The sequence below is a fragment of the Leifsonia sp. 1010 genome (assembly GCF_031455295.1).
Classification (GTDB): Bacteria; Actinomycetota; Actinomycetes; order Actinomycetales; family Microbacteriaceae; genus Leifsonia.
The window spans coordinates 212162-237326 of record NZ_JAVDSL010000001.1 but is presented as its reverse complement, the minus strand read 5'-3'; the positions used below and the strand labels follow the sequence as shown (position 1 = coordinate 237326).

Annotated in this window: 19 protein-coding genes; 10 read left to right on the top strand and 9 right to left on the bottom strand. The window is 71.0% G+C overall.

Annotated features, from left to right (window positions below; genetic code table 11):
• Positions 1-61: 61 nt before the first annotated feature.
• On the bottom strand, positions 62-1051 hold the full coding sequence (locus tag J2Y42_RS01155) for a malate dehydrogenase (RefSeq protein WP_309853998.1): 990 nt from the start codon (positions 1049-1051) through the stop codon (positions 62-64).
• A 65-nt stretch (positions 1052-1116) separates the two neighbouring features.
• Between J2Y42_RS01155 and J2Y42_RS01150 the strand changes: the two genes are divergently transcribed.
• Positions 1117-2004 carry a neutral zinc metallopeptidase gene (locus J2Y42_RS01150; protein WP_309853995.1) on the top strand — a complete coding sequence of 296 codons (888 nt, stop codon included), beginning with the start codon at positions 1117-1119 and terminating at the stop codon, positions 2002-2004.
• 17 nt (positions 2005-2021) lie between these two features.
• The gene (gene pip, locus J2Y42_RS01145; protein ID WP_309853992.1) at positions 2022-2999 is read left to right on the top strand and encodes a prolyl aminopeptidase; all 978 of its coding nucleotides are present in this window, start codon (positions 2022-2024) and stop codon (positions 2997-2999) included.
• Here the strand turns inward: pip and J2Y42_RS01140 are convergent.
• Positions 2988-3410, bottom strand: coding sequence for an adenylyltransferase/cytidyltransferase family protein (locus J2Y42_RS01140; RefSeq protein ID WP_018192205.1), 423 nt, complete (start codon positions 3408-3410; stop codon positions 2988-2990). The genes pip and J2Y42_RS01140 overlap by 12 nt on opposite strands.
• A 104-nt stretch (positions 3411-3514) precedes the next feature.
• A complete protein-coding gene (locus tag J2Y42_RS01135; RefSeq protein ID WP_309853987.1) occupies positions 3515-4102 on the bottom strand; it encodes a hypothetical protein in 588 nt (195 codons plus the stop codon).
• A gap of 238 nt (positions 4103-4340) precedes the next feature.
• Here J2Y42_RS01135 and J2Y42_RS01130 point away from each other — a divergent pair, with 238 nt between their 5' ends.
• Positions 4341-6992, top strand: a complete 2652-nt coding sequence (locus J2Y42_RS01130) for a right-handed parallel beta-helix repeat-containing protein (RefSeq protein WP_309853984.1) — start codon at positions 4341-4343, stop codon at positions 6990-6992.
• A gap of 28 nt (positions 6993-7020) precedes the next feature.
• On the opposite strand, the gene J2Y42_RS01125 is transcribed toward J2Y42_RS01130, so the two are convergent.
• Together J2Y42_RS01125 and J2Y42_RS01120 are read right to left on the bottom strand one after the other, a co-directional pair.
• Positions 7021-8376, bottom strand: coding sequence for a polysaccharide biosynthesis protein (locus tag J2Y42_RS01125; protein WP_309853981.1), 1356 nt, complete (start codon positions 8374-8376; stop codon positions 7021-7023).
• Positions 8373-9479: a glycosyltransferase family 4 protein gene (locus J2Y42_RS01120; RefSeq protein WP_309853979.1), complete on the bottom strand. Its 1107-nt coding sequence runs from the start codon at positions 9477-9479 to the stop codon at positions 8373-8375. The genes J2Y42_RS01125 and J2Y42_RS01120 overlap by 4 nt, the downstream gene beginning before the upstream one ends.
• 166 nt (positions 9480-9645) lie before the next feature.
• Between J2Y42_RS01120 and J2Y42_RS01115 the strand changes: the two genes are divergently transcribed.
• A complete protein-coding gene (locus J2Y42_RS01115; RefSeq protein WP_309853976.1) occupies positions 9646-10695 on the top strand; it encodes a glycosyltransferase in 1050 nt (349 codons plus the stop codon).
• Here J2Y42_RS01115 and J2Y42_RS01110 read toward each other — a convergent pair.
• Complete coding sequence (locus tag J2Y42_RS01110) at positions 10685-11398, bottom strand: polysaccharide deacetylase family protein (protein WP_309853974.1); 714 nt, start codon at positions 11396-11398, stop codon at positions 10685-10687. The two genes, J2Y42_RS01115 and J2Y42_RS01110, sit on opposite strands and share 11 nt — an antisense overlap.
• Positions 11395-12345 (bottom strand): glycosyltransferase, encoded by a 951-nt coding sequence (locus J2Y42_RS01105; protein WP_309853972.1) that lies wholly within the window; start codon positions 12343-12345, stop codon positions 11395-11397. Before J2Y42_RS01105 ends, J2Y42_RS01110 begins: the two co-directional genes overlap by 4 nt.
• A gap of 100 nt (positions 12346-12445) precedes the next feature.
• Here J2Y42_RS01105 and J2Y42_RS01100 point away from each other — a divergent pair, with 100 nt between their 5' ends.
• From J2Y42_RS01100 to J2Y42_RS01075, 6 genes are all read left to right on the top strand, one after another.
• Positions 12446-13363, top strand: coding sequence for a glycosyltransferase family 2 protein (locus J2Y42_RS01100; protein ID WP_309853968.1), 918 nt, complete (start codon positions 12446-12448; stop codon positions 13361-13363).
• A gap of 179 nt (positions 13364-13542) precedes the next feature.
• Positions 13543-14742 (top strand): DUF1972 domain-containing protein, encoded by a 1200-nt coding sequence (locus J2Y42_RS01095; RefSeq protein WP_309853965.1) that lies wholly within the window; start codon positions 13543-13545, stop codon positions 14740-14742.
• Positions 14739-15503 carry a CDP-alcohol phosphatidyltransferase family protein gene (locus J2Y42_RS01090; protein WP_309853962.1) on the top strand — a complete coding sequence of 255 codons (765 nt, stop codon included), beginning with the start codon at positions 14739-14741 and terminating at the stop codon, positions 15501-15503. Before J2Y42_RS01095 ends, J2Y42_RS01090 begins: the two co-directional genes overlap by 4 nt.
• Positions 15500-16246, top strand: coding sequence for a hypothetical protein (locus J2Y42_RS01085; RefSeq protein WP_309853959.1), 747 nt, complete (start codon positions 15500-15502; stop codon positions 16244-16246). Before J2Y42_RS01090 ends, J2Y42_RS01085 begins: the two co-directional genes overlap by 4 nt.
• Before the next feature lie 37 nt (positions 16247-16283).
• A complete protein-coding gene (locus J2Y42_RS01080; RefSeq protein ID WP_309853956.1) occupies positions 16284-17810 on the top strand; it encodes a polysaccharide biosynthesis tyrosine autokinase in 1527 nt (508 codons plus the stop codon).
• Positions 17811-17813: 3 nt separating this feature from the next.
• The gene (locus J2Y42_RS01075; RefSeq protein WP_309853953.1) at positions 17814-19136 is read left to right on the top strand and encodes a hypothetical protein; all 1323 of its coding nucleotides are present in this window, start codon (positions 17814-17816) and stop codon (positions 19134-19136) included.
• Positions 19137-19232: 96 nt separating this feature from the next.
• Here J2Y42_RS01075 and J2Y42_RS01070 read toward each other — a convergent pair whose 3' ends face one another.
• Positions 19233-20390: a glycosyltransferase gene (locus tag J2Y42_RS01070; protein WP_309853951.1), complete on the bottom strand. Its 1158-nt coding sequence runs from the start codon at positions 20388-20390 to the stop codon at positions 19233-19235.
• Positions 20387-25108, bottom strand: a complete 4722-nt coding sequence (locus J2Y42_RS01065; protein WP_309853948.1) for a PKD domain-containing protein — start codon at positions 25106-25108, stop codon at positions 20387-20389. Before J2Y42_RS01065 ends, J2Y42_RS01070 begins: the two co-directional genes overlap by 4 nt.
• Positions 25109-25165 lie beyond the last annotated feature (57 nt).

The window sequence follows — 25165 nt, the reverse complement described above, 5'->3', positions numbered from 1 at the left end:
ATCGCTGGAAAAACTCAGGAGCTGTTGGCTTAGGGGCGGGGAGAGGAGAGGAGGGCGAGGGTCAGAGGAGGCCGAGGGCGCGCACGGCGTCGCGCTCGGCGACGAGTTCGGCGACCGACGCGTCGATCCGCTCGCGCGAGAACGCATCGATCGCGAGGTCCGGCACGATCCGCCATTCGCCGTCGACCGACCGGACCGGGAACGACGACACCAGACCCTCTGGCACCCCGTAGGAGCCGTCGGAGACGATGGCGGCGCTGGTCCAGCGGTCTCCGGTGCCGTTGACCCAGTCGTGGATGTGGTCGATCGCCGCGCTCGCCGCCGACGCCGCGGACGACGAACCGCGCACGTCGATGATCTCGGCTCCGCGCTTGGCGACCCGCGGAATGTACTCGTCGGTGAGCCAGCGCTCGTCGACGAGCTCGGTGGCGGGCCGGCCGTCGACGGTCGCGTGCGTGACGTCGGGGTACTGGCTGGCCGAATGGTTGCCCCACACGATGACACCGTCGATCGAGCGAACCGGCACGTGCAGGTGCCGCGCGAGCTGCGCGATGGCACGGTTGTGGTCGAGGCGGGTCATCGCGGTGAAGCGCTCCGCCGGCACGTCGGGGGCGTGGGCGCTGGCGATGAGCGCGTTGGTGTTGGCCGGGTTGCCGACGACGAGCACGCGCACGTCGTCCGCCGCCCCGGCGTTGATCGCCTCACCCTGCGGGCCGAAGATGGCGCCGTTGGCTTCGAGGAGGTCGCTGCGCTCCATCCCCGGCCCGCGCGGGCGTGCGCCGACGAGCAGCGCGACGTTCACACCGTCGAACGCGGCACGGGCGTCGTCGGTCACGTCGATGCCGTGCAGCAGCGGGTAGGCGCCGTCCTCCAGTTCGAGTGCGGTGCCCTCCGCGGCCCGCAACCCCGCCGGGATCTCGAGCAGCCGGAGGTGCACGGGCATGTCCCGTCCGAGAAGCTGCCCGGAGGCGATGCGGAACAGCAGCGCGTAGCCGATCTGCCCGCCCGCCCCGGTCACGGTCACGTTCACTGGGGGTGTGGATGCGCTCACGCTGCCGAGCCTAGACCGCGGCCGACGCGCCCGGGAGTCGCGGATCGCGGCGTACCGTGTGCGCCATGACGTTCGATCCGAATGCCGACATCAGTGGTGGTCGGGTGCGCCGGCGCGGGCGCACCGCCGGGATCGCGGCGGGAGGTGTGGGCCTCGGGGCGGTCGTCATCCTGCTGGTCTCGCAGCTGTTCGGGGTCGACCTGACCGGGCTCGTCGGCGGGGATGCGGGCGGCAGCACCCAGCAGATCGGCACGGGCGACCAGGCGGTCGACTGCTCGACGGGCGCCGAGGCGAACGCCAGCGTCGACTGCCGCATGAAGGGCGCTGCGGCGTCGCTCGAGGCGTACTGGTCGAGCGAGCTGCCGGAGCTGGGTGCGACGTACTCGTCCCCCGAGTTCATCCTCTTCGACGGCCAGACGGGCACGGGATGCGGCTCCGCGACGAGCGCGGTCGGTCCGTTCTACTGCCCGCCCGACCGAACGCTGTACGTCGACACCGGCTTCTTCGACGAGCTGCGCTCGCGTTTCGGCGCCAGCGGCGGGCCGTTGGCCGAGATGTACGTGGTGGCGCACGAGTGGGGGCATCACATCCAGAACATCGGCGGCATCATGGATCAGCACAGCAGCAGGCAGACCGGTCCGGCGTCGGACAGCGTCCGCACCGAGCTGCAGGCCGACTGCTTCGCGGGCAGCTGGGCGGGCGCCGCATCCACCACCGACGACCCGAGCGGCCGGCCCTTCCTTGAGCCGATCACGGACGAGCAGATCGCCGACGCCCTGAGCGCGGCGGCGGCGGTGGGCGACGACCGCATCCAGCAGGCCTCGACCGGGCGCGTCGACCCGGAGGGATGGACGCACGGCTCAGCCGAGCAGCGGCAGCGCTGGTTCACCACCGGATTCCGGCAGGGCGCCGCGGCGTGCGACACGTTCTCCGTCCCGGCGTCGCGGCTCTGAGCCGCTAGTCTCGGCCCATGCGGAGCCTGTACCCCGAGATCGAGCCGTACGACAGCGGAATGCTGGACGTCGGCGACGGCCAGCAGCTGTACTGGGAGGTCAGCGGCAATCCCGAGGGGAAACCGGTCGTGTTCCTGCACGGCGGCCCGGGCGGCGGGACGACCCCGGCCCACCGCCGGCTGTTCGATCCGGAGCGCTACCGCATCGTGCTGTTCGATCAGCGAATGTGCGGCCGCAGCCTTCCGCACGCCAGCGAGCCGGAGGCCGACCTCAGCGTCAACACCACCTGGCACCTGGTGGACGACATCGAGCGCCTGCGCGAGCACCTCGGCGTCGACCGTTGGCAGGTGTTCGGCGGTTCGTGGGGCAGCACCCTGGCGCTGGCGTACGCGGAGACGCATCCCGAGCGGGTCACCGAGCTGGTGCTGCGCGGCATCTTCACGCTGCGCGCGCACGAGCTGGACTGGTTCTACGAGGGCGGCGCGTCCGCGCTGTTCCCCGACCTCTGGGAGGGATTCCTGGAGCCCGTCCCCGCGGGCGAGCGGTCACGTTTGATGCGTGCATACAACCGCCTGCTCTTCGACACCGACCCGGCCGTGCACGTTCCGGCCGCCGTCGCCTGGTCGCGCTGGGAGTCGTCCACGATCACCCTGCTGCCGCGCCCGGAGCTGGTGGAGGCCTTCACCGAGCCGACCCATGCCGTCGCCTTCGCCCGCATCGAGAACCACTTCTTCGTCAACGGAGGCTGGTTCGAGGAGGGCCAGCTGATCCGGGATGCGGAGAAGCTCGCGGGCATCCCGACGGTGATCGTGCAGGGTCGCTACGACGTGTGCACGCCGCCGATGACCGCGTGGGACCTGCATCGTGCGCTGCCGGAGGCCGACCTGCGGATGATCCCGGACGCGGGGCATGCGTTCGACGAGCCGGGCATCCTGGATGCGCTGATCGATGCGACCGACCGGTTCGCGAGCGAGGGCGAGGACTCAGCCGGCTAGAACGGCGAGCGCCTTCCGCAGCTGGGTGGACGACGTGGTCATCGTGTACGGGAAGTACACGACCTCGACGCCGACGGCCGCGAACTCGCGCTCGAGCCGCATCCCCTTCTCGGTGCCGCGCCAGTCGTCACCCTTGAAGAACACGTCGAACCGCAGTTCGCGCCAGGTGTCGAGCTTGTCGGGGACGGTCTCGGCGACCGCCTCGTCGACGTAGTCGATGCTCTGGACGATCTCCAGCCGCTCCGCGAGGGGGATGACCGGGGTGATGCCCTTGGTGAGCTCGAGCATCTCGTCGGAGACGACGCCCGCGATCAGGTAGTCGCACTGGCTCTTGGCGTGTTTCAGGATGTTCAGGTGTCCGATGTGGAACAGATCGAACGCCCCTGCGGCGTAGCCGACGCGTCGGGTCACGGGCTTCCCCCCTTGGTTTGAGATTTCCTCACCTATTCTGGCGGAATAGTGAGGATTTGTCACCAAGGGATCTCAGCGTGCACTGGATGTGCCCTGTGCGGGTGTCAGCCCGCCTGTGCGGCCTCCAGGAGCGCGGGCGCGATGCGCTGTACCAGCGGGTCGATCTGTCCCAGCGCAGCCTGATACGCGGCGTCGCCGCGACCGTACGGATCGAGGATGTCGCCCTCGTCGTATCCCCGGCGGGTGGGCGAGCCGAGCGAGCGGATGCGGAGCGCCGGACGGTGCGCGGCCGCCCATGCGACGAGCTCGCGGAGGTCCGAGCCGTCGGGCGCCCCGACGATGGCGTCGGCGAACTCCGTCAGGGTGAAAGCGCGGCGCACGATCCGCGGCTCGTGCTCGGTCACCCAGGCGAGATGCTGCTGCGTCGCGGTGAGCACCAGGTCGGACCCGGCGAGCACCTGCCGATCCGCCTGCCGGGCGACGAACTCGGAGACGTCGATCCCACGGTCCTCCAGCAGCCGGTCCATGGGCGGGTTCACCGGCCAGCCGCGCTCGGCATGCGTCCCGGCGGAGTGCACGTGGAAGCGCGGATCGGACTCGAGCGCCTGAGCCAGCAGGAACTCCATCGCGGGGGAGCGGCAGATGTTCCCCGTGCAGACGGTGAGGATGCGGAAGGTGTCGGGGCCGGGCATACAGCCATTCTTCCGGAAAGGACCTGGATGGGTCCGGCGGCCTCGAAGCGCCCGGCTGGGCCACCCGAAAGGGGGGTATATCGCCATAGCGTGTCGACAGGGACGCGCGATAGATTTAACGGTTTTGGTTCGCGGACTCGTAGGAGCTCGTGCTAGCTTCTTCTCAGCTCCGCGCAGAAGGCCTGGTCTCACCTCTGTGTTTTTCTGTTCGCGAACTATCAGTATTGGAAGACAGTCCATGGTCCGCAAGGCCAGACACCGCCTCACCAACACCCAAAAGTCCCCCGCCCCCCGCATCTTCACCCGCAACATCGTCGTCACCGCAGTGGCGACGGTCGCCACCGCCGGTATCGCCGTCTTCGGCCTCCCGGCGATCACGGCGTCGGCTGCACCCTCCAACTACGTCGTCGGCAGCCAGCTGGTCTCCGACGACTTCTCCCGCGTCACGGCGGGTGGATGGGGCAGCGCGCCGGTCGGCGGCGCCTACCGGACCACCGGCACGACGCCCTTCTCGGCGACCGGCGACGCCGGCAGCATGACACTGCCGCGTCCCGGCTCGTCGCTCACGGCGACCCTGCCGTCGGTCACCGCCGGCGACGTCACGACGTCGGCGACGATCGACGTCCCGCGCATCCCCTCCGGGGGCAACGGCATCTTCGCCGGTGTGCAGACCCGCGTCGCCGCCGGCTCGTACTATCAGGCCAACATCCGGGTGAACGCCGCAGGCGCCCTCACCCTCACGATCCTCCGCATCAACGGCTCCACGGCCGACCAGACGACGGTCGGCAAGGAGATCCGGGTCGCGACCGGCCTCAAGGCCGGGGCATCTGTGCACCTCGAATTCCAGGCGACCGGATCGAACCCGGTCCACCTGCAGGCCCGAGCCTGGCCCGAGGGTCAGGCCCAGCCGGACTGGCAGTCCGTCGCCGACGACTCCAGCGCGAAGCGGCTGACCTCCGCGGGCAGCCTCGCCGCCTGGTCGTACGTCTCCGGCTCGACCGCCGCTCAGCCTGTCGGGTTCGACACCCTCGCCGCGTCGACGCTGAAGCCGGTGGAGGAGACCCCGACGCCGGCTCCGACGCCGACCACCACTCCGACGCAGACGCCGACCCCGACGCAGACGCCGACCCCCAAGCCGAGCGAGCCGACCGCACCGGTCGACCCCGCCCCGCCGGTCACCCCGCCGACGCAGCAGCAGCCCGCTCCGACCGGCGACCCGTCGATCGACACGTCGGGCACCCGCTTCCCGACGGGCGCGGCCGCCATCGGCAGCACCGCGTACGCGGTTCCCGCCGGCGCCCTGCTCGTGGCCCCGAACGGCTCCGACACCGGAGCGGGGACGGCATCCAGCCCGTTCCGCACCGTGCAGCACGCCATCGACGTCGCCGGGAACGGCGCGACGATCGTCCTGCGCGCCGGCAGCTACCACGAGTCGCTGACCGTGCCCGCGACGAAGAAGCTGACCATCCAGTCGTACCCGAAGGAGGCCGCCTACCTCGACGGCAGCTCCGTCGTGAAGGGCTGGACGCAGAGCGGAAGCACCTGGGTCGCCGGAGGCTGGAACCACGTCTTCGACTCCAGCCCGACCTACACCCGCGGCGCCGGAGACGGCTCCACGCCGGGCTGGCAGTGGCTGAACCCGTCGTACCCGATGGCCGCGCACCCCGACCAGGTCTGGATCGGCAACGCCGCCCAGCAGCAGGTCGCGAGCCGGTCGCAGGTCCGCCCGGGCACCTTCTACTACGACACCGCGGGCAAGACCCTCGTGCTCGGCACCAACCCGGGCAGCCAGGAGGTGCGCGCGAGCGACCTGCAGAAGGCCATCAGCGTCCAGTCCGCCGGCTTCGTGCTGAAGGGTGTCGGGGTGCGCCGCTACGCGCCCTCCGTCCCCGACATGGGTGCGGTCACCGCGTGGAAGGGCGGAGCGCTCTTCGAGAACGTCTCGTTCACCGACAACGCCACGACCGGTGTCTCGCTGGGCGGCGACGGCAACACGCTGCGCTCCGTCACTGCGGCCCGCAACGGCCTCCTCGGGGTTCACGCGAACTCGTCCGATCACCTCACCCTCGACGGCGTGCTGGCGGCGGACAACAACGCCGAGCACTTCAACACCTCGCCCGTCTCCGGAGGCGTGAAGATCACGCGGTCGCGGGTCATCGAGGTCCGCGACAGTGCGTTCCTCCGCAACCAGGCAGCCGGACTCTGGTTCGACGAGTCCGTCTACGGCATGACGATCGCGCACAACGACGCCATCGGCAACGCGGGCAACGGCATCTCGCTCGAGATCTCGTCGACCGCGACCCTGGTGGACAACGTCGCGTCGCGGAACACCTCGGCCGGCATCAAGCTGAACAACATCAGCTCGGCCAAGGTGTGGAACAACACGCTCAGCGACAATGCGCGCAACCTCGACATCACGCAGGACTCGCGCCGGGGCAACAACCCGTCGGATGCTGGTCACGACCCGCGCCAGGCGTTCCCGGACCCGACCATGACCTGGATCACCGGGCCGGTCACCATCCGGAACAACGTCATCTCCGGCGGGACGGGCAACTGCCTGCTGTGCGTCGAGGACTACTCGCACCAGCTGTCCGCCGAGCGGATGCAGATCAGCAGTGACTACAACCTGTACCGCCGGGCCTCGGCCTCGTCCCCGTCGTGGGCCGTGATCTGGTCCCGCGGCGCCGGTGACCCGGCCGTGTACTCCACCTTCTCGGCGTTCACGTCGGCGACCGGGCAGGAGGCGCACAGCACCATGGCGGAGAACGCGCCGTCGCTCGCACCCTCGCAGCTGATCGCGTCGGTGGTCGGCGCGGCCACGGCCCTCCCCGGCGACATCGCGTCGCTCATCGGGAAGCCGGCCGGCACCGTCCACGTCGGCGCCTGGTGACACAGGGGCGCCCGCAGCGCGGGCTCCTCTAGAGCACGTCCTCTCGGCCGTCGTCGGGCACTTCCGCCCGACGGCGGCCGAGGTCGTGTGTGACGTACCAGAGGTTGGGCAGCACCTGGCAGACCAGGACGCTGATCGCGGAGCCGATGATCGGGCCGCCCGCACCGATGACGCCGATCAGCCACCAGGAGAGCACGAGGTTGAGCGGCACGCTGGCGAGGATCGGCCACACCTGGAAGGTGAGGCCGCGCTTGTCCGTCATGTACATCCCCGCCGGGTACTTCGCGGCCTGCAGAGCGACGAATACGACGAACCCGCCGACCAGCCACGGGTCGAGGGTGAACCTGTCGCCCGCGATGAAGTGGGTGAGCAGCGGCGAGAGCGCGGCGAGCAGCAGCCCCAGTCCGAGGCCGCCGGCGAGGAACCACATCGTCGGCTTCATCGGCGACTCGATGCGCGACTCCGACCGGGCCCGCGCGTAGATCGGCCAGAGCGCGACGCCCGCGGCGGCGATGGTCTGCACGACCAGGCCGAACAGCTGGGAGGCGAGGTTGTACTGAGCGAGCTCGGTGCCGGTGGTCAGGTGGCTGAGCAGGAGGCGGTCCGTCTGCATGGCGATCGGGAGGGCGACCATCTGCACGAGCATCGGCCACGCGACGCCCATCGCGGGAACGCCCGGGTAGCGCCGGGGGAACGGAATCTCGCGCAGGGCCTTCCCGATCTGCGGACGGATGAGCCGCGCGGCGACCAGGAGGCAGATCAGCGACGCGAGGCCGTTGGCGATGTACGAGAGAACCGCGAGGAAGCTGCCCGCCGGAGCCGACAGGGCCACCAGGGTCGCGAGCCCGAGGAACATCGCCGGGGCGACGACCGCCTGGCTGGCGGTCTGGGTGCTGGTGCGGCCGAGACCGACGAGCACGCGCGAACCGACCGTGAGCGGCAGCACCAGCGCGAACGTACCGAGGCAGAGGAACGCGGCGAGGCTCCCGCCGTCCGGCAGCAGCGCACCGCCGAGGATGGCCGGCCACCAGCCGAGCAGCGAGATCACGAGGCCCACCCCGACGATCGCGGCGGCGGAGCACAGCAGGATGCGGAAGGCCGTCACGATCGTGCTGCGGACCAGACGGTCGGACGCCGGTTTGTCGGAGCCGGCCACGGCGTTGATGACGACGGCCGCGATCCCGAGGTCGGCGAACGGCAGCAGGGCGGGCAGCGCCGCGAGCAGGCCGTATTGGGCGTAGGCGTCGGTGCCGAAGTTCTGGATGATGAGCCGGCTGTTGACGATGCCGATGAGCCCGGAGATGCCCATCACGACGACCTTGATGACCGCCGTCGACCCGACGGCGCGCACCATCCCGGTCCGCTGCGGCTTCAGGGTCGTCATGCCGGCACCTGCTCTTCGAACAGGGCGCGACCGGCGGCGATGCGGCCGTCGACCGCGGGGAGGGCGGAGCGGATGTCGGCGGCCGTGCGGTGGCGGGCGAGCGCCGCATCCACCCCGTCGGCGATGCGGGCGGCGTCGGCGTCCCCCGGGAGGACGATGTGGCCGGCGTCGATGAGGAACTCGGCGATGCCGGTCTCCGACGTGGTGACGACCTCGCAGCCGTGCGCGAGCGCCTCCACCAGGGGAAGGCCGATCTGCTCGCGCCAGTCGCCGACCCGTCGGGACGGCAGCACGAGGACGTGCGCCCGCAGCAGTTCGGTGTGGATGACGTCCCTGGGCGGATCGACGAGGAGCCGGATCGACGGGTCGGCGTCGGCCGCGGCCTGCGCCTCGTCGAGCATCCCGCCCGACCCGATCAGCGTCAGCGTCGCCTGCGGGCGCCGGGAGCGGATGGCCGGCCAGGCGGCGAGCACGTCGCCGAATCCCTTGCGCGGAGAGAAGGCGCCGAGGAAGACGACGCCGTCGGGGTCGCGCTGGACGGTCCGCACGGCATCGCAGCGGCACGGGCTCGGGAGTGCTTCGACCGTCAGCTGGCGACGGGGGCGGCGGGCGAAGGTCTCGCCGTAGAGGTCGCGGGCGCCGGGCGTGCCGTAGACGACGGTGTCGAGACGGTGCCAGACGTAGGCGCTCAGCATCCGCTCGACGGCCCGGCGCAGACGGCTGCGGAGGCGCGGCGGGGGGGCGGCGAAGGGGTCGAGGTTCTCGATCGCGTACGTGGCGACCTCGGCGCGCGGCGCGCCGAACAGGCGCTTGAGTCCGAGCGCGGCGAGCACGGCGGCGGTCCGGGGGAGGGAGTCGAGGTAGAGCGGCTCATCGACCTCGACCCGCGTGATCCTGCTGCGGAGGGCCATCCGTGCCGCCGCGAGGTTGCCGGCCTGCGCGAGCTCGATGCCGGAAGCGAGCTCAGGATCGAAGTCGTAGCGCTTCACGCGGTACACGATCGCCGCGGGGTCGAGCTCGTGGGCGCGCTCGAGGTGCACGCTGCGCACCTGGTCGTACAGGCGGACGTGCTGGTGGTGAAGTGTTGGCGCTTCGCTGGCCACGGGCAGCTCCGGGGTCTGGTCGGGGCCCTCGAGTCGGGTGTCGGGCCTCTGCTGAGCGAGTCTAGACAGGCGGAGGCCAAATAACGAGATATTCTCAAAAATGCACCCAGTCTTGGGGGTCGGCGCTGGCTCTGACCGCGGAACGGCCCCTAGGGTGGATCGCACCATGACCGAGCCCGAGCGAATCGTCGTCCAGCAGTCCTTCCCGGATCCGAGGCCCACCACCAACCCGTACATCGTGATGCTGCGTGACGCGCTCACATCGACGCCGGGTCTCGAGGTGCGCACGTTCTCGTGGCGGCGCGCGCTGCTCGGCAGGTACGACGTCTTCCACGCGCACTGGCCCGAGATCCTGGTTTCGGGGCAGAGCCCGATGAAGGCGCTCGTGCGACAGGGGCTCACGGTCGTGCTCATCCTGAAGCTCCGGGTGACGCGGACGCCGATCGTGCGCACCGTCCACAACCTTCACCTGCCGGACGGCATCTCGCGGCGCGAGCGCGCCATCCTCCGCTGGTTCGACCGGCGGACGACGCTGCGCATCCGGCTCAACCCCACCACACCGTTCCCGGACGGCACCGCCTACGAGACGATCCTGCACGGCGACTACCGGGAGTGGTTCGGCCGCTATCCGCGTCCGGCGCGCGAACGCGGGCGGCTGGGCTACTTCGGGCTCATCCGCCGCTACAAGGGGGTCGAGCAGCTGCTGGAGGTCTTCGCCCGCGTTGCAGGAGACGACCTGCGGCTGACCGTTGCGGGCAAACCGTCCACCGAGGAGCTCGCCGAGACGATCCGCGCCCTCGCCGACCGGGACGAGCGCGTCCGGGTGCAGCTGAGCTTCCTGCAGGACTCGGAACTGGCCGACCTGGTCGGGCGCAGCGAGCTGATCGTGCTGCCGTACCGCGACATGCACAACTCCGGAGGGGTGCTCACCGCGCTGTCGCTCGACCGGCCGGTGCTCGTGCCCGACAACGAGACGACGGCGGCGCTCGCCGAGGAGGTCGGTCCCGCGTGGGTGAGCCGGTACGCCGAACTCACTCCCGAGGTGATCCGTGCGGCCGCCGAGCACGCCCGCGGCGTCGGGGGCCGGCCCGACCTGAGCGCGCGTTCGTGGGCGGACGCGGGGCCGCAGCACGCGACCGCGTACCGGCGGGCGATCGACCTCGTGCGCGGCGGGCGCCGCCGCGGTCGCAGCGGGGAGCGGACCGTCAGCTCCTGAACCGGGCCTCCCGCACCAGGCGGCCGTTCGCGGCCGCTGCGCCGAGCGAGGTGAGTCGCAGCCCGCGCGCCGCGTAGCCGGCCACGACCTCGGGGAGGAGCGTGGCGTGGTCGACCGTGGGGGCGGGCCCGTCGTCGACGCCGTCGACCGCATCCGCGTGCCCGTCGTGCCCGAGGATGATGGCGCCGCGTTCTGCAGACAGCGCGAGACGGAGCCGCTCGTCGTGTGGGGCGTCGCGCCAGTCCGCCAGCGTCGGTCCCCACAGCACCGGCTCCATGCCCGCGGCCTTCACGGCACGCCAGGAGCGCAGGCTCTGCGCGCCGTACGGCGGCCGGAACCAGTGGATCGGGCGCCCGGCGAGGTCCTCCAGCTCGGCGCGCGCGTCGCGCATCCGGCCGGCCAGTGCGTCGGGCGGCAGGGTGGTGAGGCGGCGGTGGTCCGGGCCGTGCAGGGCGAGCTCGTGACCGCCGCCGAGGATGTCGTCGAGCAGCCCCGGGTCGCGGCGGGTGCGGCTGAGCAGAACGAAGAAGGTCGCCGTGGCTCCCGCGTCGGCGAGGGCGGACAGCACCGTGGAGGTGCGGAACGACGGGCCGTCGTCGAACGTCGCGACGACCACCGGCTCGTCGGTGCGGACGCGCATGACGGACCCCAGCGGAGCCCCGGCGCGGCGGACGAGGGCGATCGCCCGGTCGCGGACGCTCACTGCGGAGTGCCCTGCGTCGTCCGCGCGTACTCCTGATAGACGCCGCCGAACGCCGCCCACACCATCCCGGCGCCCCGGTACGCGGCGCGGGAGCCGCGCGCCTGGTGGCCGGGGGAGCGGAGGAGAAGGCCGAGCGAGGTCCTGGCCACGCCGAGGATGACACGCGCCGCGCCACCGACGGCAGCACGGACCCGGGCGACGGCACGACGCGCCGGGCCGCCGGCCAGGCGCACGCTGACCACGGCGGTCGAGTTGCCGTGACTCCACGCCCGTCGGAGCACCCACCGGCGGCTGATCCGCGCGGACGGCACCAGGTCGGTGATGACCGACTCGTTGCACCACACCATCCGGTAGCCGGCGTGGGCGAGCTGGCGGCTGAACAGGGTGTCCTCCCCGCCGCTCAGACCGAGGTCGAGCGCGAACCGCACGCCGCTCTCGCGCACCTGGTCGAGGTCGAGCAGGAGGTTCCCGGCCGCGGCGACGTGGAGCGGCGTCCCCGTCGGCAGGGAGCGCCGCACGAAGAACCGGCCCTCCTCGATCCACCGTCCGGGAGGTCGCTCGAACTCCGCGACGACCCGGCCGGAGACGAGGGCCGGCTCCGAGATGCGCCACACCCGGACCAGCTCGCGCAGCCAGCCGGCGTGGGGGTGCTCGTCGTCGTCGATGAAGGCGAGCAGTCGCGACCCTGCGCTCTCGTCCAGGGCGCGGTTGCGTGCGGCCGCGATGCCGGGCTGCGGCTCGACGACGTACCGGACGCCGGCCTCCTCGGCCGCCGCGCGTCCGCTCGCGCCGGGGTCGTTGTCGACCACCAGGACGTCCGTGGTCGTGGTGCCTGCGGCATCCAGGTCGTCGGCCTGCGCCTTCAGCAGGGGCAGCAGCACCCGCAGTTCCTCGGGCCGATGGAACGTCGGAACGGCGATCGTCACGGGCAGGCGCTGGTCGGTCATCGAGTTCTGGTCCTCGCATCGGGTGGCGGAGTCACCATGCTCACACAGGTATAGGCTTCACGCCAGCGCCCGGACGGGGCGGCCGGCAGGAGGGAGCAGGATGGCGTTCGAGGGGTTGGCCGTGATCGTCGTCGGCTACGGCTCCTCCGGACTGCTCGCCGAGAACCTCGCTCCGCTGACCCGGCGGCTGGAGGGTGCGCGCACGTTCGTCGTCGACAACCGCACCTCCGACGCGGAGCGCGAGGCCATGCGCCGGCTCTCCGCGGCCGAGGGATGGGACCTGCTCGAGCCGGCAGAGAACCTGGGCTTCGGGCTCGGGATGAACGCGGCGGCGGAGCGCGCCATCGCCGCCGGCGCCACGCACCTGCTCCTCCTGAACCCGGATGCGACGATCGAACCGGCGGATGTCTCGACCCTGCTCGCCGCGGCCGGTGACGACCCGCTCGTCCTGCTCGCGCCGCGCGTGCTCCGGCCCGACGGGTCGGTGTGGTTCGACGGCTCCGACCTGCACCTCGGCGACGGGCGCATCACGGCGACCCGCAACCGGGAGCGGCTCGGCGTCCGCGATGCCGAGCAGTGGCTGAGCGGGGCGTGCCTGCTGGCGACCGCCGACCTGTGGACGCGGATCGGCGGGTTCGGCGACGGCTACTTCCTGTACTGGGAGGACGTCGAGCTGTCGTACCGTGCGCGACGAGCGGGAGGCCGCGTCGAGGTCGTGGAGGCCGCCACGGCGGTGCACGCCGAGGGCGGCACGCAGGGCGACGGCCACGCGACGAGCGGCGAGGCCAAGTCCACCACGTACTACTACTTCAACATCCGGAACCGACTGGTCTTCGCGGCGCGCAACCTCGACGCGGCGTCGGTGAAGCGGTGGCGGCGGGCCAGCATCCAGATCGCCTACGAGGTGCTGCTGCAGGGCGGTCGCCGCCAGTTCCTGCGGTCGCCGGCCCCGATCGCAGCGGCCTTCCGCGGCGTGCGCGACGGCCTGCGGGCCTCCCGGCGTACACGCTCCGAGTGAAAGTCCCCCGAACAGGGGAGCAACAGTTGAGGATTTCTCGTCATAGACTGTGAGGGCAACAGAGACCCGACCCTGGTGCACACCGAAGACCGAGATACGCGGATTCTCGCCCGCCCGTCACGGTCATCGCTTCCGTCGTCGGGTTTCTCCGTACCGACCGACGAGAACGAGAGAAGCCGATGCAGAGCAAGGCGAGGCGATCAGGGGAACCGCTCAGCATCGCCATGGTCGGCACGCGCGGCGTGCCCGCCCGGTACGGCGGCTTCGAGACCGCCGTCGAGGAGGTCGGCTCCCGGCTGGCGGAACGCGGTCACCGCGTCGTCGTCTATTGCCGCCCGGCCGACGGAGAGCGCCCCGCCGAGTACCGCGGGATGGAACTCGTCCACAAGGGCGCGATGCACCGCCGCTCGCTCGAGACGCTCAGCCACACCGGACTCTCGGTCGCCCACCTTCTTCGCCACCCCACGGACGTCGCCCTGGTCTTCAACGCCGCCAACTCGCCGTACCTCCCCCTGATCCGCGCCGCCCGCATCCCCGTCGCCACTCATGTCGACGGCCTCGAGTGGAAGCGCGACAAGTGGAAGGGGACGGGCCGCCGCTACTACCGGCTCGCCGAATCCGCCGCCGTCCGCTGGTCCGACGGGCTCATCGCCGACGCGCAGGGCATCGCGGACTACTACCGCGACGAGTTCCACACGCCGACCCGGCTGATCGCCTACGGCGCTCCCCGCGTGGCCGACGAGTCCGACCTGCTGGCGGGTCTCGGACTGGAGCGGCAGGGGTACCACCTGCTGGTGGCCCGCTTCGAGCCGGAGAACCACGTCCACACCATCGTCGACGGGTATCGCCGCAGCGGCGCCCGGCTCCCGCTGATCGTCGTCGGGTCCGCCCCCTACGCGGACGCCTACACGGCCCGGGTCCACGAGCTCGCGGACGACCGCGTGCGCTTCCTCGGCGGGGTCTGGGACCAGCGCCTCCTCGACCAGCTCTACGCCAACGCCTTCAGCTACCTGCACGGACACTCGGTCGGCGGGACGAACCCGTCGCTGCTCCGCGCGATCGGCGCCGGAGCCCCGACGCTCGCCTACGACGTCGTCTTCAACCGCGAGGTGCTCGGCGACAGCGGCGCCTACTTCACCACCGAGGCGGATGTCGCCCGCGTCGTCGAGGCCGCAGAGGCCGACCCGAAGGGGCATCCCGCCCGCCGGGCGGCCACCCGCGCCCGCGCCGCCGGGTACGACTGGGACGACGTGGCCGACAAGTACGAACTCCTCTGCCGCGACCTCGCCGATGGCGTGCAGGTGCGCGCGAGGCGGCCGCTCACCGTTCAGCGCGTCGGCTCCGCCCCGCGCTTCACCGGAGAGGCGGTGGAGTCGTGACCGGCGGGACGCTCGACGACGCGACGACCCGCGAGACCTACGGTTCCGTCCTCCGCCGGCTCGCCGCCGCGCAGAAGCCGGCCGCTCGCAGCGCCCCCGCCTACTCCCGGTTCGTCAACCGCCGGCTCGGCCGGTACCTGACGGCGTGGGCCTACCGCGCGGGCCTCACCCCGAACGGCGTCACGGCGATCAGCGCCGCGTGGACGTTCGCCGCGCTCATCCTGCTCGTCGTGTTCCCGCCGTCCTGGCTGCTGGGCATCGGCGTCGCGCTCATGCTCCTCATCGGCTACGCCTTCGACAGTGCGGACGGCCAGCTCTCCCGGCTGACCGGGCGCAGCAGCCCGGCGGGCGAGTGGCTCGACCACATGGTCGACGCCACGAAGGTGGTCAGCATGCCGCTGGCCCTCGGCCTCGGGCTCTACCTGCACGACGCGGTTCCGGTGGCGTGGCTCCTCGTCCCTCTGTTCTCCGCGGTGATCTCCTCCGTCCTCTTCTTCGGGATGATCCTCACCGAGCAGCTGCGGCGTCAGCACGGCCGGGTCTCCCTGGCCGCCGACGCGCCCGGCCGTCCGTCCTGGATGCGCGCGGTGCTCGTCCTCCCCATGGACTACGGGGTGCTCTGCCTCTCGTTCGTGCTGCTCGGCTGGCTTCCCGGCTTCCTCGTGCTGTACACCCTCATCGTCCTCGCGACGACGCTCTTCCTGTTCGCCGCAGCCGTCACCTGGTTCCGCGAGCTCCGTTCCGAAGGAGGCCGGCCATGACGTCGGACGACAACACCACCCCGCTGCCCACGCCGGACGACCAGACTCCGGAGGACCGGACTCCGGAGCAGAAGGGCCGCTGGACGCGCAAGCGGATCGGACTCGTCGCGCTCGCCGCGGTCGGCGGTCTCGCCATCGTGGCCGCGATCGTGATCGCCTCCGTGTACTCGTTCTCGCGGCCGGCCGGCGGCCCGGTGCCCAACGCGCTCAAGCCGGCGGCGACGCAGCTGCCGCGGCCGACGGACAGCGCGGGATCCGCGCCGTCGACCTCCACCCCCTCCGACGCGTCGAAGGGGTCGCCGGCCACGGCCTCCCCGGCGAAGAAGGGTGAGATGGATGCGCGCTTCGGCGGCGTCGTCGCCCAGACCGCCGAGGTCAAGCAGGATGTGAAGACCCCCTCCGGCCTCACCGCGAACGTCGTCTCCGTCGAGTCCTACACGGCGACCGCCACCCGCCCCGGCGAGGTCAGCGGACCGGCCGTGAAGGTGACACTGCGCCTGACCAACGGCACGGGCGCGGCATTCCCCCTCTCGACGGCGACGGTCAACGCCTACTACGGTTCGAGTGCGACGCCCGCAGCGCCGGTCGCCGGCGACTCCGCCGCCAAGCCGTTCACCGGATCCCTCCAGCCCGGAGCATCCGCGACGGCGGTGTACGTCTTCACGGTGCCGGCGGACGACGACGGAGCGGTCACCGTCACCCTGAGCGACCAGGCGGGCGCCCAGCTCGTGGTGTTCCAGTGAGCGCGGCGGAGGACCGGGTGACCGAGGGGGAGAATCGATGAGCTCCAAGCAGTACGCGCAGGCGTTCCGGCGTTTCTGGTACGTCGTCGTCATCGCGACGATCGCGGGGGCGATGCTCGGCTTCGGGCTGTCGCAGCTGGCGGTCAAGAGCTACACCGCGACCTCGGGGCTGTACTTCTCGCTCAACTTCGGCGGTTCCGCGAACGACCTCAGCCAGGGGTCCACGTACACGCAGAACCAGATGCTGTCCTTCGCCCAGCTCGCCGAGTCGCCGGTCGTGCTCAGCCCGGTGGTCGACCAGCTGGACCTCGCCATCACGCCGAGCCAGCTCGCCGACTCGATCTCCGTCAGCACGCCGCAGAACACCGTCATCCTCGAACTCGCGGTGACGGACACGAACCCCCGGCAGGCAGCGGACATCGCGAACGCGGTGGCGGCCAGCCTGTCGAGCACGGTCGAGCAGATCGCACCGAAGACCGCGCAGGGCGCGGCGACGGTGTCCGTCCGCGTGATCGAGCACGCCGCCGTCCCCAAGTTCGCGTCCTCGCCGAACACGCGGCTGAACGTGCTCTCCGGCCTCCTCCTCGGCCTCATCGCCGGCGCGCTGATCGTGGTGCTGCGCGCCACGTTCGACACTGGCGTCCACAATGCGGAGACGGCGACGGAGGTCGCGAAGGCCCCGCTCGTCGGGTCGATCCAGCGCGAGCGGAATAAGGACGGCGTCCCCGTGCTCGTCTCGGCGCCGCTCTCCAATGCGGCCGAGGCCTATCGGCAGCTGCGTTCGAACCTCGAGTTCGTCACGCTCGGCTCACCGACCCGATCGTTCGTCATCACGTCGTCGATCCCGTCCGAGGGCAAGTCGCTGATCTCGTCCAATCTCGCCCTCGCACTGTCCGAGACCGGCCAGCGGGTCCTCCTGATCGACGCCGACCTGCGTCGTCCGGCCATCGCCGGGTACACCTCCCTGTCGGGCAACGCCGGGCTGACGTCCGTGCTCGCGGGCCGCGCCGAGTTCGACGACGTGGTGCAGCGCTGGGGAGCGGGCGACCTGGATGTGCTCGCCGCCGGTCCCATCCCGCCGAACCCCAGCGAGCTGCTCTCCTCGCGGGCGATGAGCGACCTGCTGGAGCGCCTGCGCGCCCGCTACGACGTGATCGTCATCGACACCGCGCCGCTCGGCTCGGTCGCCGACGCATCCATCCTCGCCCGCCAGGTGGACGGCGCCCTCGTGGTCGTCGACCGCACCCGGGTGCGGAAGCAGCAGCTCGCGCAGACCGTCGACTCGCTGCAGAAGTCGGGTGCGGCCGTGCTCGGCATCGTGCTCAACCGCGTCGCATCGGGCAAGGAGCGCAACGCCTACTACATGGCGGAGCAGCCTCCGCGCCGGCTCGGCCTGCCCGGTCGCCGCGGCGGAGCTGCGACGGAATCCGGTGAGGCGGCGGCCGAGGCGGGCGGCACGGCGAAGCGCGCCCCGAAGGGCCGGGCGGCGGAGGGTGAGCCGGCCGAGGACACCGCGGCTCCCGAATCCTCCTCGGACTCGGCGCCCAGTCACAGCGCCTCCTGACCCATGAGCTTCCTCAGCGGCGCGCTCGTCGACCGGCTGCTCCTGCTGGCCGTCGCGCTCGGCGTCGCCGTGCTCGGCTTCCTGGTGCTGCGCCGCGCGCCGCGCCTGGCGGTCGCCGCCTGGATCGTCTCGCTGTGCTTCGTGCCGATCTGGCTCGGGTTCGGCATCGGCTTCAACGGCAACTACTACCTTCCGCCGGCCACCGCGGCGGCTCTGCTGGTGGTCGCCGCGTTGCTGCCCGTCCGCCGCTTCCGGCTGAGCTGGATGGACGCGCTCATGACGCTCGTCGTGGTCGCCGCGCTCACCTCCATCCTCGCCGGGAACGCCGGGATCGCCCTGGGGGCCGCGATCATCGTGGTGACGTACTTCGTCGCCGGCTACATCGTCGGCCGCGTCGCACCGTTGCGCGTCGACCCGGCGTGGGTCCACGGCGCCATCGCCGTATGCTTCACCATCGTCGCGGTCCTCGCCATCATCGAGGGGCTGACGCACTGGAACCCGTTCGTCCTGATCAAGTCCGGCAACTCGCTGTACTCGATCTGGGGCACCATCCAGGAGCGGGGCGGTGTGCCTCGGGCGGAGGGCGCGTTCGGGCACAGCATCGCGCTGGGGGCGAGCCTCGCCATGGCGGTGCCGATCACCCTGGCTGCGCCGTTCCGCCTCTGGGTCCGCGGCCTGATGGTGCTGACGATGCTCGTCGCGACCGTGTACACGTTCAGCCGGATCGGGATGATCTGCTCGCTTCTCGGCGTCGCCCTCTCGGTGCTCTTCATGCGGGATGCGATCTCGCGTCGTGCGCGCATCGCCATCACCACGATCGTGGTCGTGGCCTCGGCCATCGTCTTCCCGCTGGTCTCCGCCGTGTTCGACGACGCGGGCGCGGAGGCCTCCGACAGCGCGGACTACCGCGGCGATCTCGTCTCCCTGTTCGGGACGATGAACCTCGTCGGCGTCGCGGGCTCTGCGCAGAAGAACTCGGCCGGCTCCCTCTACTTCGGCAACTTCCGGTCTATCGACAGCCAGCTCATCCTGACCGGCCTGACCAACGGGATCATCGTGCTGATCGCGATCGCCGTCGCGCTCGCCTTCGGCGTCCTGTTGGTGCTGAGGGGGAAGGCGTCGCCCGCGACGATCGCCCTCGTGGCGCAGATCCCGGCGTTCGCGACGGTCGCGCTGATCACGCAGTACTCGATCTTCGTGTGGTTCGTCGCGGGCCTCGCGGCTACGACGCAGCTCGCGCCGGATGCCAGCAGGCCGCTCGTGCTCGGCCGGCCGGCGCGTGTGCCGCAGCCGGAACCGGACGCCCTGCCGGCCGGTCGCGGCTGACGGGGTCGCGGCTGATCGGCGCTACGGCTGATCGGCGCTACCGCTGATCGACACCACCGCTGATCGGCACGTACGCCTTGTCGGTACGACGCGTGATCAGCGCAGGGCGACGGCCCGGACGAGCTCCGCGATACGACGGCGATACGACTCCGGGCTGTGCTTGCGCCGGGCGGTCTCGGCGTCGTCGTCGAGGAGCGGGGCCGATGCCTCCCACCCGGCGATGGTGCGCTCGAGGGCGTCGGCCAGCGAGGTCGCGTCGCCCGGCTCGACGGTGACCGTCGTGCGGTAGCCGTCGGTCGCCTCCAGCAGTCCGCTGGTCGCGCTGGCGATGACCGGGCGTCCGCTGAGGATGCCCTCGACCGCCGTGTTGCCGAACGGCTCGTCGGCGACCGACGGCACGAGGACGACGTCGCCGGTGCTCAGGAAGTCCCAGACGGAAGGCTGGAAGCCGCGGAAGGAGACGCGCGACTGGAGGCGCTTGGCCTCCACCTTGTCGCGCAGGTCGCGCTCGTACCACTCGTAGCCGGGGAAGACCGCGCCGACGAGGTCCAGGCGGGCGGGGATCCCGCGGGCGTCGAGCTCGGCGATCGCGTCGATGGCGACATCGACGCCCTTTCGCGGGGAGAGGCGCCCGATGTAGGTGACCCGGAGGTCGCCGTCGAGCTCGGGGCGGGCCGGGCTGCGGGTCTCGGGACCCGGCACGGCGTTGTAGACGATGTGGGTGCGGCGGCCGAGAGCCGGGAAGGCGCTCTCGAGCACGCCGACGCTGAAGCGGCTGTTCGCGATGACGCTCTCCGCCAGCAGAAGGGGCGCCGACAGGACGCGCTTGACCAGACGGGAGGCGGTGGCCTCGCCCTCGTGGACATGCGCGACGACCGGCACGCGGGCCAGTCGGGCGAGCCCGATCCACAGCGGGATGGTGACCGTGTTCACGTAGACCGCGGCCGGCCGCTCCCGGCGCAGCAGCGCCGATCCGGAGCGGATCCCGCGGACCGTCGTCGCGGCGAAGCGGACGAAGCCCCGCGGCCGCAGGACGCTCTTGCGGAGGACGGGCGAGGCGCACAGCTCCACCCGTGCGCCCCTCCGCCGCAGTTCGGTGACGAGGGGGCCGTCGCCGGGGACCGCCACCACGACGTCCCAGCCGTCGTCGACCAGCCCGCTCACGGACTCGAGGAGCACCCGGTCGGAGCCGTACAGCTCCGAACCGGGGTGCGCCACGAGGATGGTGCGGCGAGCTCTGCTCGCTGCGCTCACGGGACCGGAACCACCGCGAAGTTGTCGAACCGAGTGGTGACGGGGATGTCGGTCGCGGTGCCCGAGATGTAGGTGCGCAGCCCGGTCGTACCGGCCACCTGGAGGGCGGCGGTCGTGTCGGTGGTGCTGAGCATCCAGTTCGCGGGCTCGGTGCCGCCTGCGGCCCACACCTTGGCGCGGATGGTGGTCGGCGAGGTGCCGAACACCTGGACCCGCACCTTGAGCTGGTCACCCGCGAGAGCGGTCAGCCCGGTGATGTTCGCGGCCTGGAGGGTGGTGGAGCCCTGCAGCAGCTGGAGCTGCACGGCGCCTCCAGCCTTCACCCAGACGCGGCCCTCGTAGTCCGTCGATCCGACCATGCGGCCGATCGCCGAGTAGTAGATGCCGCCGCCGGTCGCCGCCTTGTCGGCGGAGACGGTGACCGTCACATCCGACCGGGTCGAGGTGACCGAGTTGAGGAGCGCCGTCTTGGTGGATCCAGCCGCCGCCACCTGCTGGCCGAGGCCGTTGGTGGTGTTGAAGCTGGTCGCGCCGCCCGAGAGCGTCCACGCCCCGCCGATGTCGGCGGTGCCCCACCCGTTGGCCGTCGTCCGCTCGAAGCCGTCCTGAGCGATCGCGTTGGGTGCCGGTGCGGTGGCCGTCACGGTCTTGGTGGCCGTGGCGGTCCCTCCGCGGTTGTCCGTCACCGTCAGCGTGATCGTGTAGGTGCCGGCCGCCGCGTAGGTGTGGCTGTCGGTGGCTCCCGTTCCGGTGGCGCCGTCACCGTACGCCCAGGCGTACGAGGCGATGGTGCCGTCCGGGTCGGCCGATGCGCTGCCGTTCACCGAGACCTGCAGGTTGCTGGCCGTCGCCGTGAAGGAGGCGGTCGGCAGCTGGTTCGGCGGGACGGTGGTGGTGACCTGGTGCTGGACCTGGTCGGTCGCTCCCTTGTCGTCCGTCACCGTCAGGGTCACGGCGAACGTGCCGGCCGTCGCGTAGGCGTGGGTCGTGGTCGCGCCGGTCGCCGTCGCTCCGTCTCCGAAGTCCCAGGCGTAGGAGGCGATCGTGCCGTCCGCGTCGGTCGAGCCCGAGCCGTCGAACGCTGCCGACAGGTTGGTCACCGACGAGGTGAACGCGGCCGCGGGCGGCTGGTTCGGCGGCGGAGCCTGCACCGTGATGTCGTGCAGGACGCTCGTCGGCGTTCCCTTGTCGTCCGTCACCGTCAGCTTCACCGTGAAGGTGCCCGCGGCGGCGTAGCTGTGGGTCGCGGTCGCACCGGTCCCCGTCGCTCCGTCTCCGAAGTCCCAGGCGTAGGAGGCGATGGTGCCGTCCGGGTCGGACGATCCGGATGCGTCGAACGACGCGTTCAGGAAGGTCGCGTTCGAGGTGAAGGCGGCCACCGGGGGCTGGTTCGGCGGCGGGGCCGTGACGCCGACGTTCTGCGTCGTCGCGTTGGTCGCGCCCTGGTTGTCGGTCACCGTCAGCGTCACGGCGTAGACGCCGGTGCCGTTGTAGGTGTGCGACGCGGTCGCTCCCGTGCCGGTCGAGCCGTCTCCGAAGTCCCAGGCGTAGGAGGCGATGGTGCCGTCCGCGTCGGACGACGCCGACGCATCCACGTTCACGGTCAGCACCGAGGTGCTCTGCGTGAACGAGGCCACCGGGGTCTGGTTCGGCAGGGTGCCGGTCGTGGCCAGGCTGTAGTGGTTGGCCACATCCTGAGCCGACAGGACCGTGGAGTACACCGCGGCCTCGTCCAGCGTTCCGCTGAAGTACGGGCCGGTGGAGCCCCAGGTGTTATCGCCGCCGATGCGCCAGTAGCCGTTGTAGGACTGCGCGCCCGTCTGCGGGTTGGTGCCCACGAGCTGGCCGTCGATGTACAGCTTCATTCCGTCGGCGCCCTGCGAGGCGACCACCTGGTGCCACTGGTTGTTGTTCAGCGGGTTCGGGGTGGTGATCGTGTTCGCCTGGCCGGTCCAGGTGCCGAACACGATCCGGCCGTCGTCCTGCATGTAGACGTGACGGTCGTAGTTGCCCGACAGCCCGGTCTTGGCGTCACCGAATCCGATCAGCTTGCCGCCCTTGGTGGTGCTGGTCTTGAACCAGACCTCTTCCGTATAGGTGGTCGGGTTGGCGAACTGCTGGTTGCTGGTGACGATGCCGCCGTTCGAACCGGAGAAGTTCGTGTTGAACTTCACCGCCTTGTCCGCGGTGCCGGGCAGCACACCCGTCTGGTTCTTGGTCGTCGCCGTACCGGAGTAGGTGCCGTTGTTCGTGTACGCGTCGGCGCTGAGAGCCGTCGATCCGCTGGTCTCGTCGAGACGCCAGAAGATGTCGGGGTTGCCGTTGTACACCGCGGCGCCGTAAGCGTCGGCCGGTGCCGGCGCCAGGGGCGACGGGCGTCCGGAGGCGATGTACTGGTTCACCACCGTGGTGCGGTCGAGCACGGTCGGGTAGATCGCGACCTGCCCGATGCTGCCGGCGAAGAAGTTGCTCGCCGGCTGGTTCGTCCAGCCGCCGATGTTGTCTCCGCCGACCCGCCAGTAGCCGGTGTAGGCCTGGCCGCTGGTCACGTCGGTGCGCGAGCCGGCCAGCTTCCCGTCGATGTACAGTCGCATGCCGTTCGCGCCGAGGGAGGCGGTCACCTGGTGCCACTGCCCGTCGTTGAGGCCGGCGGCGCTGCTCAGCGTCTGGACCGATCCCGGGTACACACCGAAGAAGATGCGCCCGTTGTTGTCCATGTAGACGTGACGGTCGTAGCTGCCGGAGGTGCCCGTGTTGGCGTTGCCGAAGCCGATGATCTTGCCGCCGCTGGTCGTCGTGGTGTTGAACCACGCCGAGACGGTGAACGTGTCCGGTCCGGTGATCGCGGTGGGCGTCACGGCCAGGCTGGTGCTGCCGTTGAACGTGCTCGCCGTGACTCCGGAGATCGGTCCCGCGGCGCCCTGGGTGATCGCGGTCTCCTGCAGGTCGGTGAAGCCGATGTGGTCGAACGCGGTGGTGCCGCTCGCCTCGTCCAGCGGCCAGTAAGCGGATGCGCCCGCCTGCTTCACCGAGTCGGCGTAGGGTCCGCCGCTGTTGGTGGCGGCGACGGTGACCGCGTTGGTGTCACGCGACGTGGTGTTGTTGAACGGGTCGTAGACCTTGACGTGGTAGATCGGGTGACTGCCGGGTGTGAGGCCCTTGTCGGTGAATCCGATCATCGGCCGCGTGTAGAAGTTCGAGCGGACCGTCGTCTGGTAGACGGGCGTGGTGCCCGCGTCGCGGTAGACCTTGTACGTCAGGTAGCCGTTGTCCATGTCGTACGTGGCCGCGAAGCTGACGCGCACCTCACCGGCGTTGAACGACGCCGCCGTCGGCGTGAGCGGGATGCCCTGCGGGCCGACCTTGTTCGGTGCGGATGACGGGACGGCGAAGCGGGCGAGGCCCTGCTGCGCGATGCCGTTCACGGTCGGGAACTCGCCGCCGTAGACGACGTACTTGCTGTTGCCCGAGACGCTCCAGGTGGCCTGGCTCTGACCGGTGAAGGTGCCGACGGTCCACTTCGGGAACCAGTCGAGCAGCGACGGGGACGGCGTGCCGGCCCAGTTGTAGTAGCCGTAGGGGTCAGCGGTGATCGTCCCGGTCGCGGCCTTGCTGAACGCGATCGAGTTGTAGAACGTCCACTGCGGGCTGGTCTGCGGGAAGCCGCCGATGTTGCCGCAGTAGTGCGGGTGGCCGGCGACGTACAGCGGGCCGTTGTCGCCCTGCGGGTAGATCGAGTACGTGTCGCCGTGGCAGTCCTCGACCCAGTTGATCGACCCGGTGTTCGGGTCGGCCGAGAAGCTCCCCTCGAGGTTGCCGCCCTGGCCGAAGACGTAACCCGAGCCGTAGATCCGGTCGCTGGTCGCGTACAGGGCGGTGATGCTGGCCTGCGTGCCCGCGTTGCGCACCGTCTGGTTCGCGGCGAAGGGGAGGATGGCGGCGGTGCTGGCGTCGACTGCGGCGAGGCCGTAGTTGGCGACTCCGCCGATGTTCTGGAAGCGGCCGCCGACGATCAGCTTGGAGCCGTCCTTGGTCAGCGTCAGCGCATCCACCGCGGCGTCCGCGTTGGCCTGCCAGTTGAGGGTCGATCCGTCGGTGGCGCTCACCGCTCCGACGTACGCGCGGGCGACGCCGTTGATGGTGGATGCGTCGCCGCCGGTGTAGACGACGGTGTTGGATGCCGCGACGGCGCGCGTCTGCGACTCCATGATCGGGCGGAACGCGCTGATGATCGTGTTCGTCGCGGTGGAGAACGCGGCCAGGCGGTAGTAGCCCTTGCCGTCGATCGAGGTGAAGTCGCCCACCACGTAGATGCGGCTGCCGTCGGGCGATGCGGTGATGCCCAGCGCCTGCGCATTCAGGTTCGGCGCGAACGGGAGGAGCGCGCCCGTGGTGATGTCGTACGCGAGGAGGTTGTTGCGCGGGACCTCGTTCGTCCCGGCCGGCGACCCTGCCGGACGAGCGGAGGTGAACTTGCCCGCGACGTAGACCGTGTTGCCCACGACCGTCTGCGCCCACGCGACACCGTTGATCTGCGGCGTCGGGAGCACGTCGTCGCTGACGGTGATCGGCGTCGCCGGGTTCGTCGGGTCAGGCGGGGCCGTGTCCGCTGCGGCGGGCCGCGCGATGGCGAGTCCGCCGAAGACCAGGCCGATCGCCGTGAGGACGGCGGTCAGGATGCCCAGTGAGCGAGAGCGTGGGCGTTGTGTTGTGCTCATGACAACCTCGGTGTCTTTCGGTCGGGGGAGGGAGCGAGGAGGTTGGGTGCGGGGGCG

Bases quoted from the DNA above. Each gene is read 5' to 3' on its own strand.
- J2Y42_RS01100 (WP_309853968.1), top strand. From the start codon at position 12,446: ATGGCGTTCGAGGGGTTGGCCGTGATCGTCGTCGGCTACGGCTCCTCC.
- pip (WP_309853992.1), top strand. From the start codon at position 2,022: ATGCGGAGCCTGTACCCCGAGATCGAGCCGTACGACAGCGGAATGCTG.
- J2Y42_RS01105 (WP_309853972.1), bottom strand. From the start codon at position 12,345: ATGACCGACCAGCGCCTGCCCGTGACGATCGCCGTTCCGACGTTCCAT.
- J2Y42_RS01115 (WP_309853976.1), top strand. From the start codon at position 9,646: ATGACCGAGCCCGAGCGAATCGTCGTCCAGCAGTCCTTCCCGGATCCG.
- J2Y42_RS01150 (WP_309853995.1), top strand. From the start codon at position 1,117: ATGACGTTCGATCCGAATGCCGACATCAGTGGTGGTCGGGTGCGCCGG.
- J2Y42_RS01135 (WP_309853987.1), bottom strand. From the start codon at position 4,102: ATGCCCGGCCCCGACACCTTCCGCATCCTCACCGTCTGCACGGGGAAC.
- J2Y42_RS01095 (WP_309853965.1), top strand. From the start codon at position 13,543: ATGCAGAGCAAGGCGAGGCGATCAGGGGAACCGCTCAGCATCGCCATG.
- J2Y42_RS01065 (WP_309853948.1), bottom strand. From the start codon at position 25,108: ATGAGCACAACACAACGCCCACGCTCTCGCTCACTGGGCATCCTGACC.
- J2Y42_RS01075 (WP_309853953.1), top strand. From the start codon at position 17,814: ATGAGCTTCCTCAGCGGCGCGCTCGTCGACCGGCTGCTCCTGCTGGCC.
- J2Y42_RS01130 (WP_309853984.1), top strand. From the start codon at position 4,341: ATGGTCCGCAAGGCCAGACACCGCCTCACCAACACCCAAAAGTCCCCC.
- J2Y42_RS01085 (WP_309853959.1), top strand. From the start codon at position 15,500: ATGACGTCGGACGACAACACCACCCCGCTGCCCACGCCGGACGACCAG.
- J2Y42_RS01080 (WP_309853956.1), top strand. From the start codon at position 16,284: ATGAGCTCCAAGCAGTACGCGCAGGCGTTCCGGCGTTTCTGGTACGTC.
- J2Y42_RS01125 (WP_309853981.1), bottom strand. From the start codon at position 8,376: ATGACGACCCTGAAGCCGCAGCGGACCGGGATGGTGCGCGCCGTCGGG.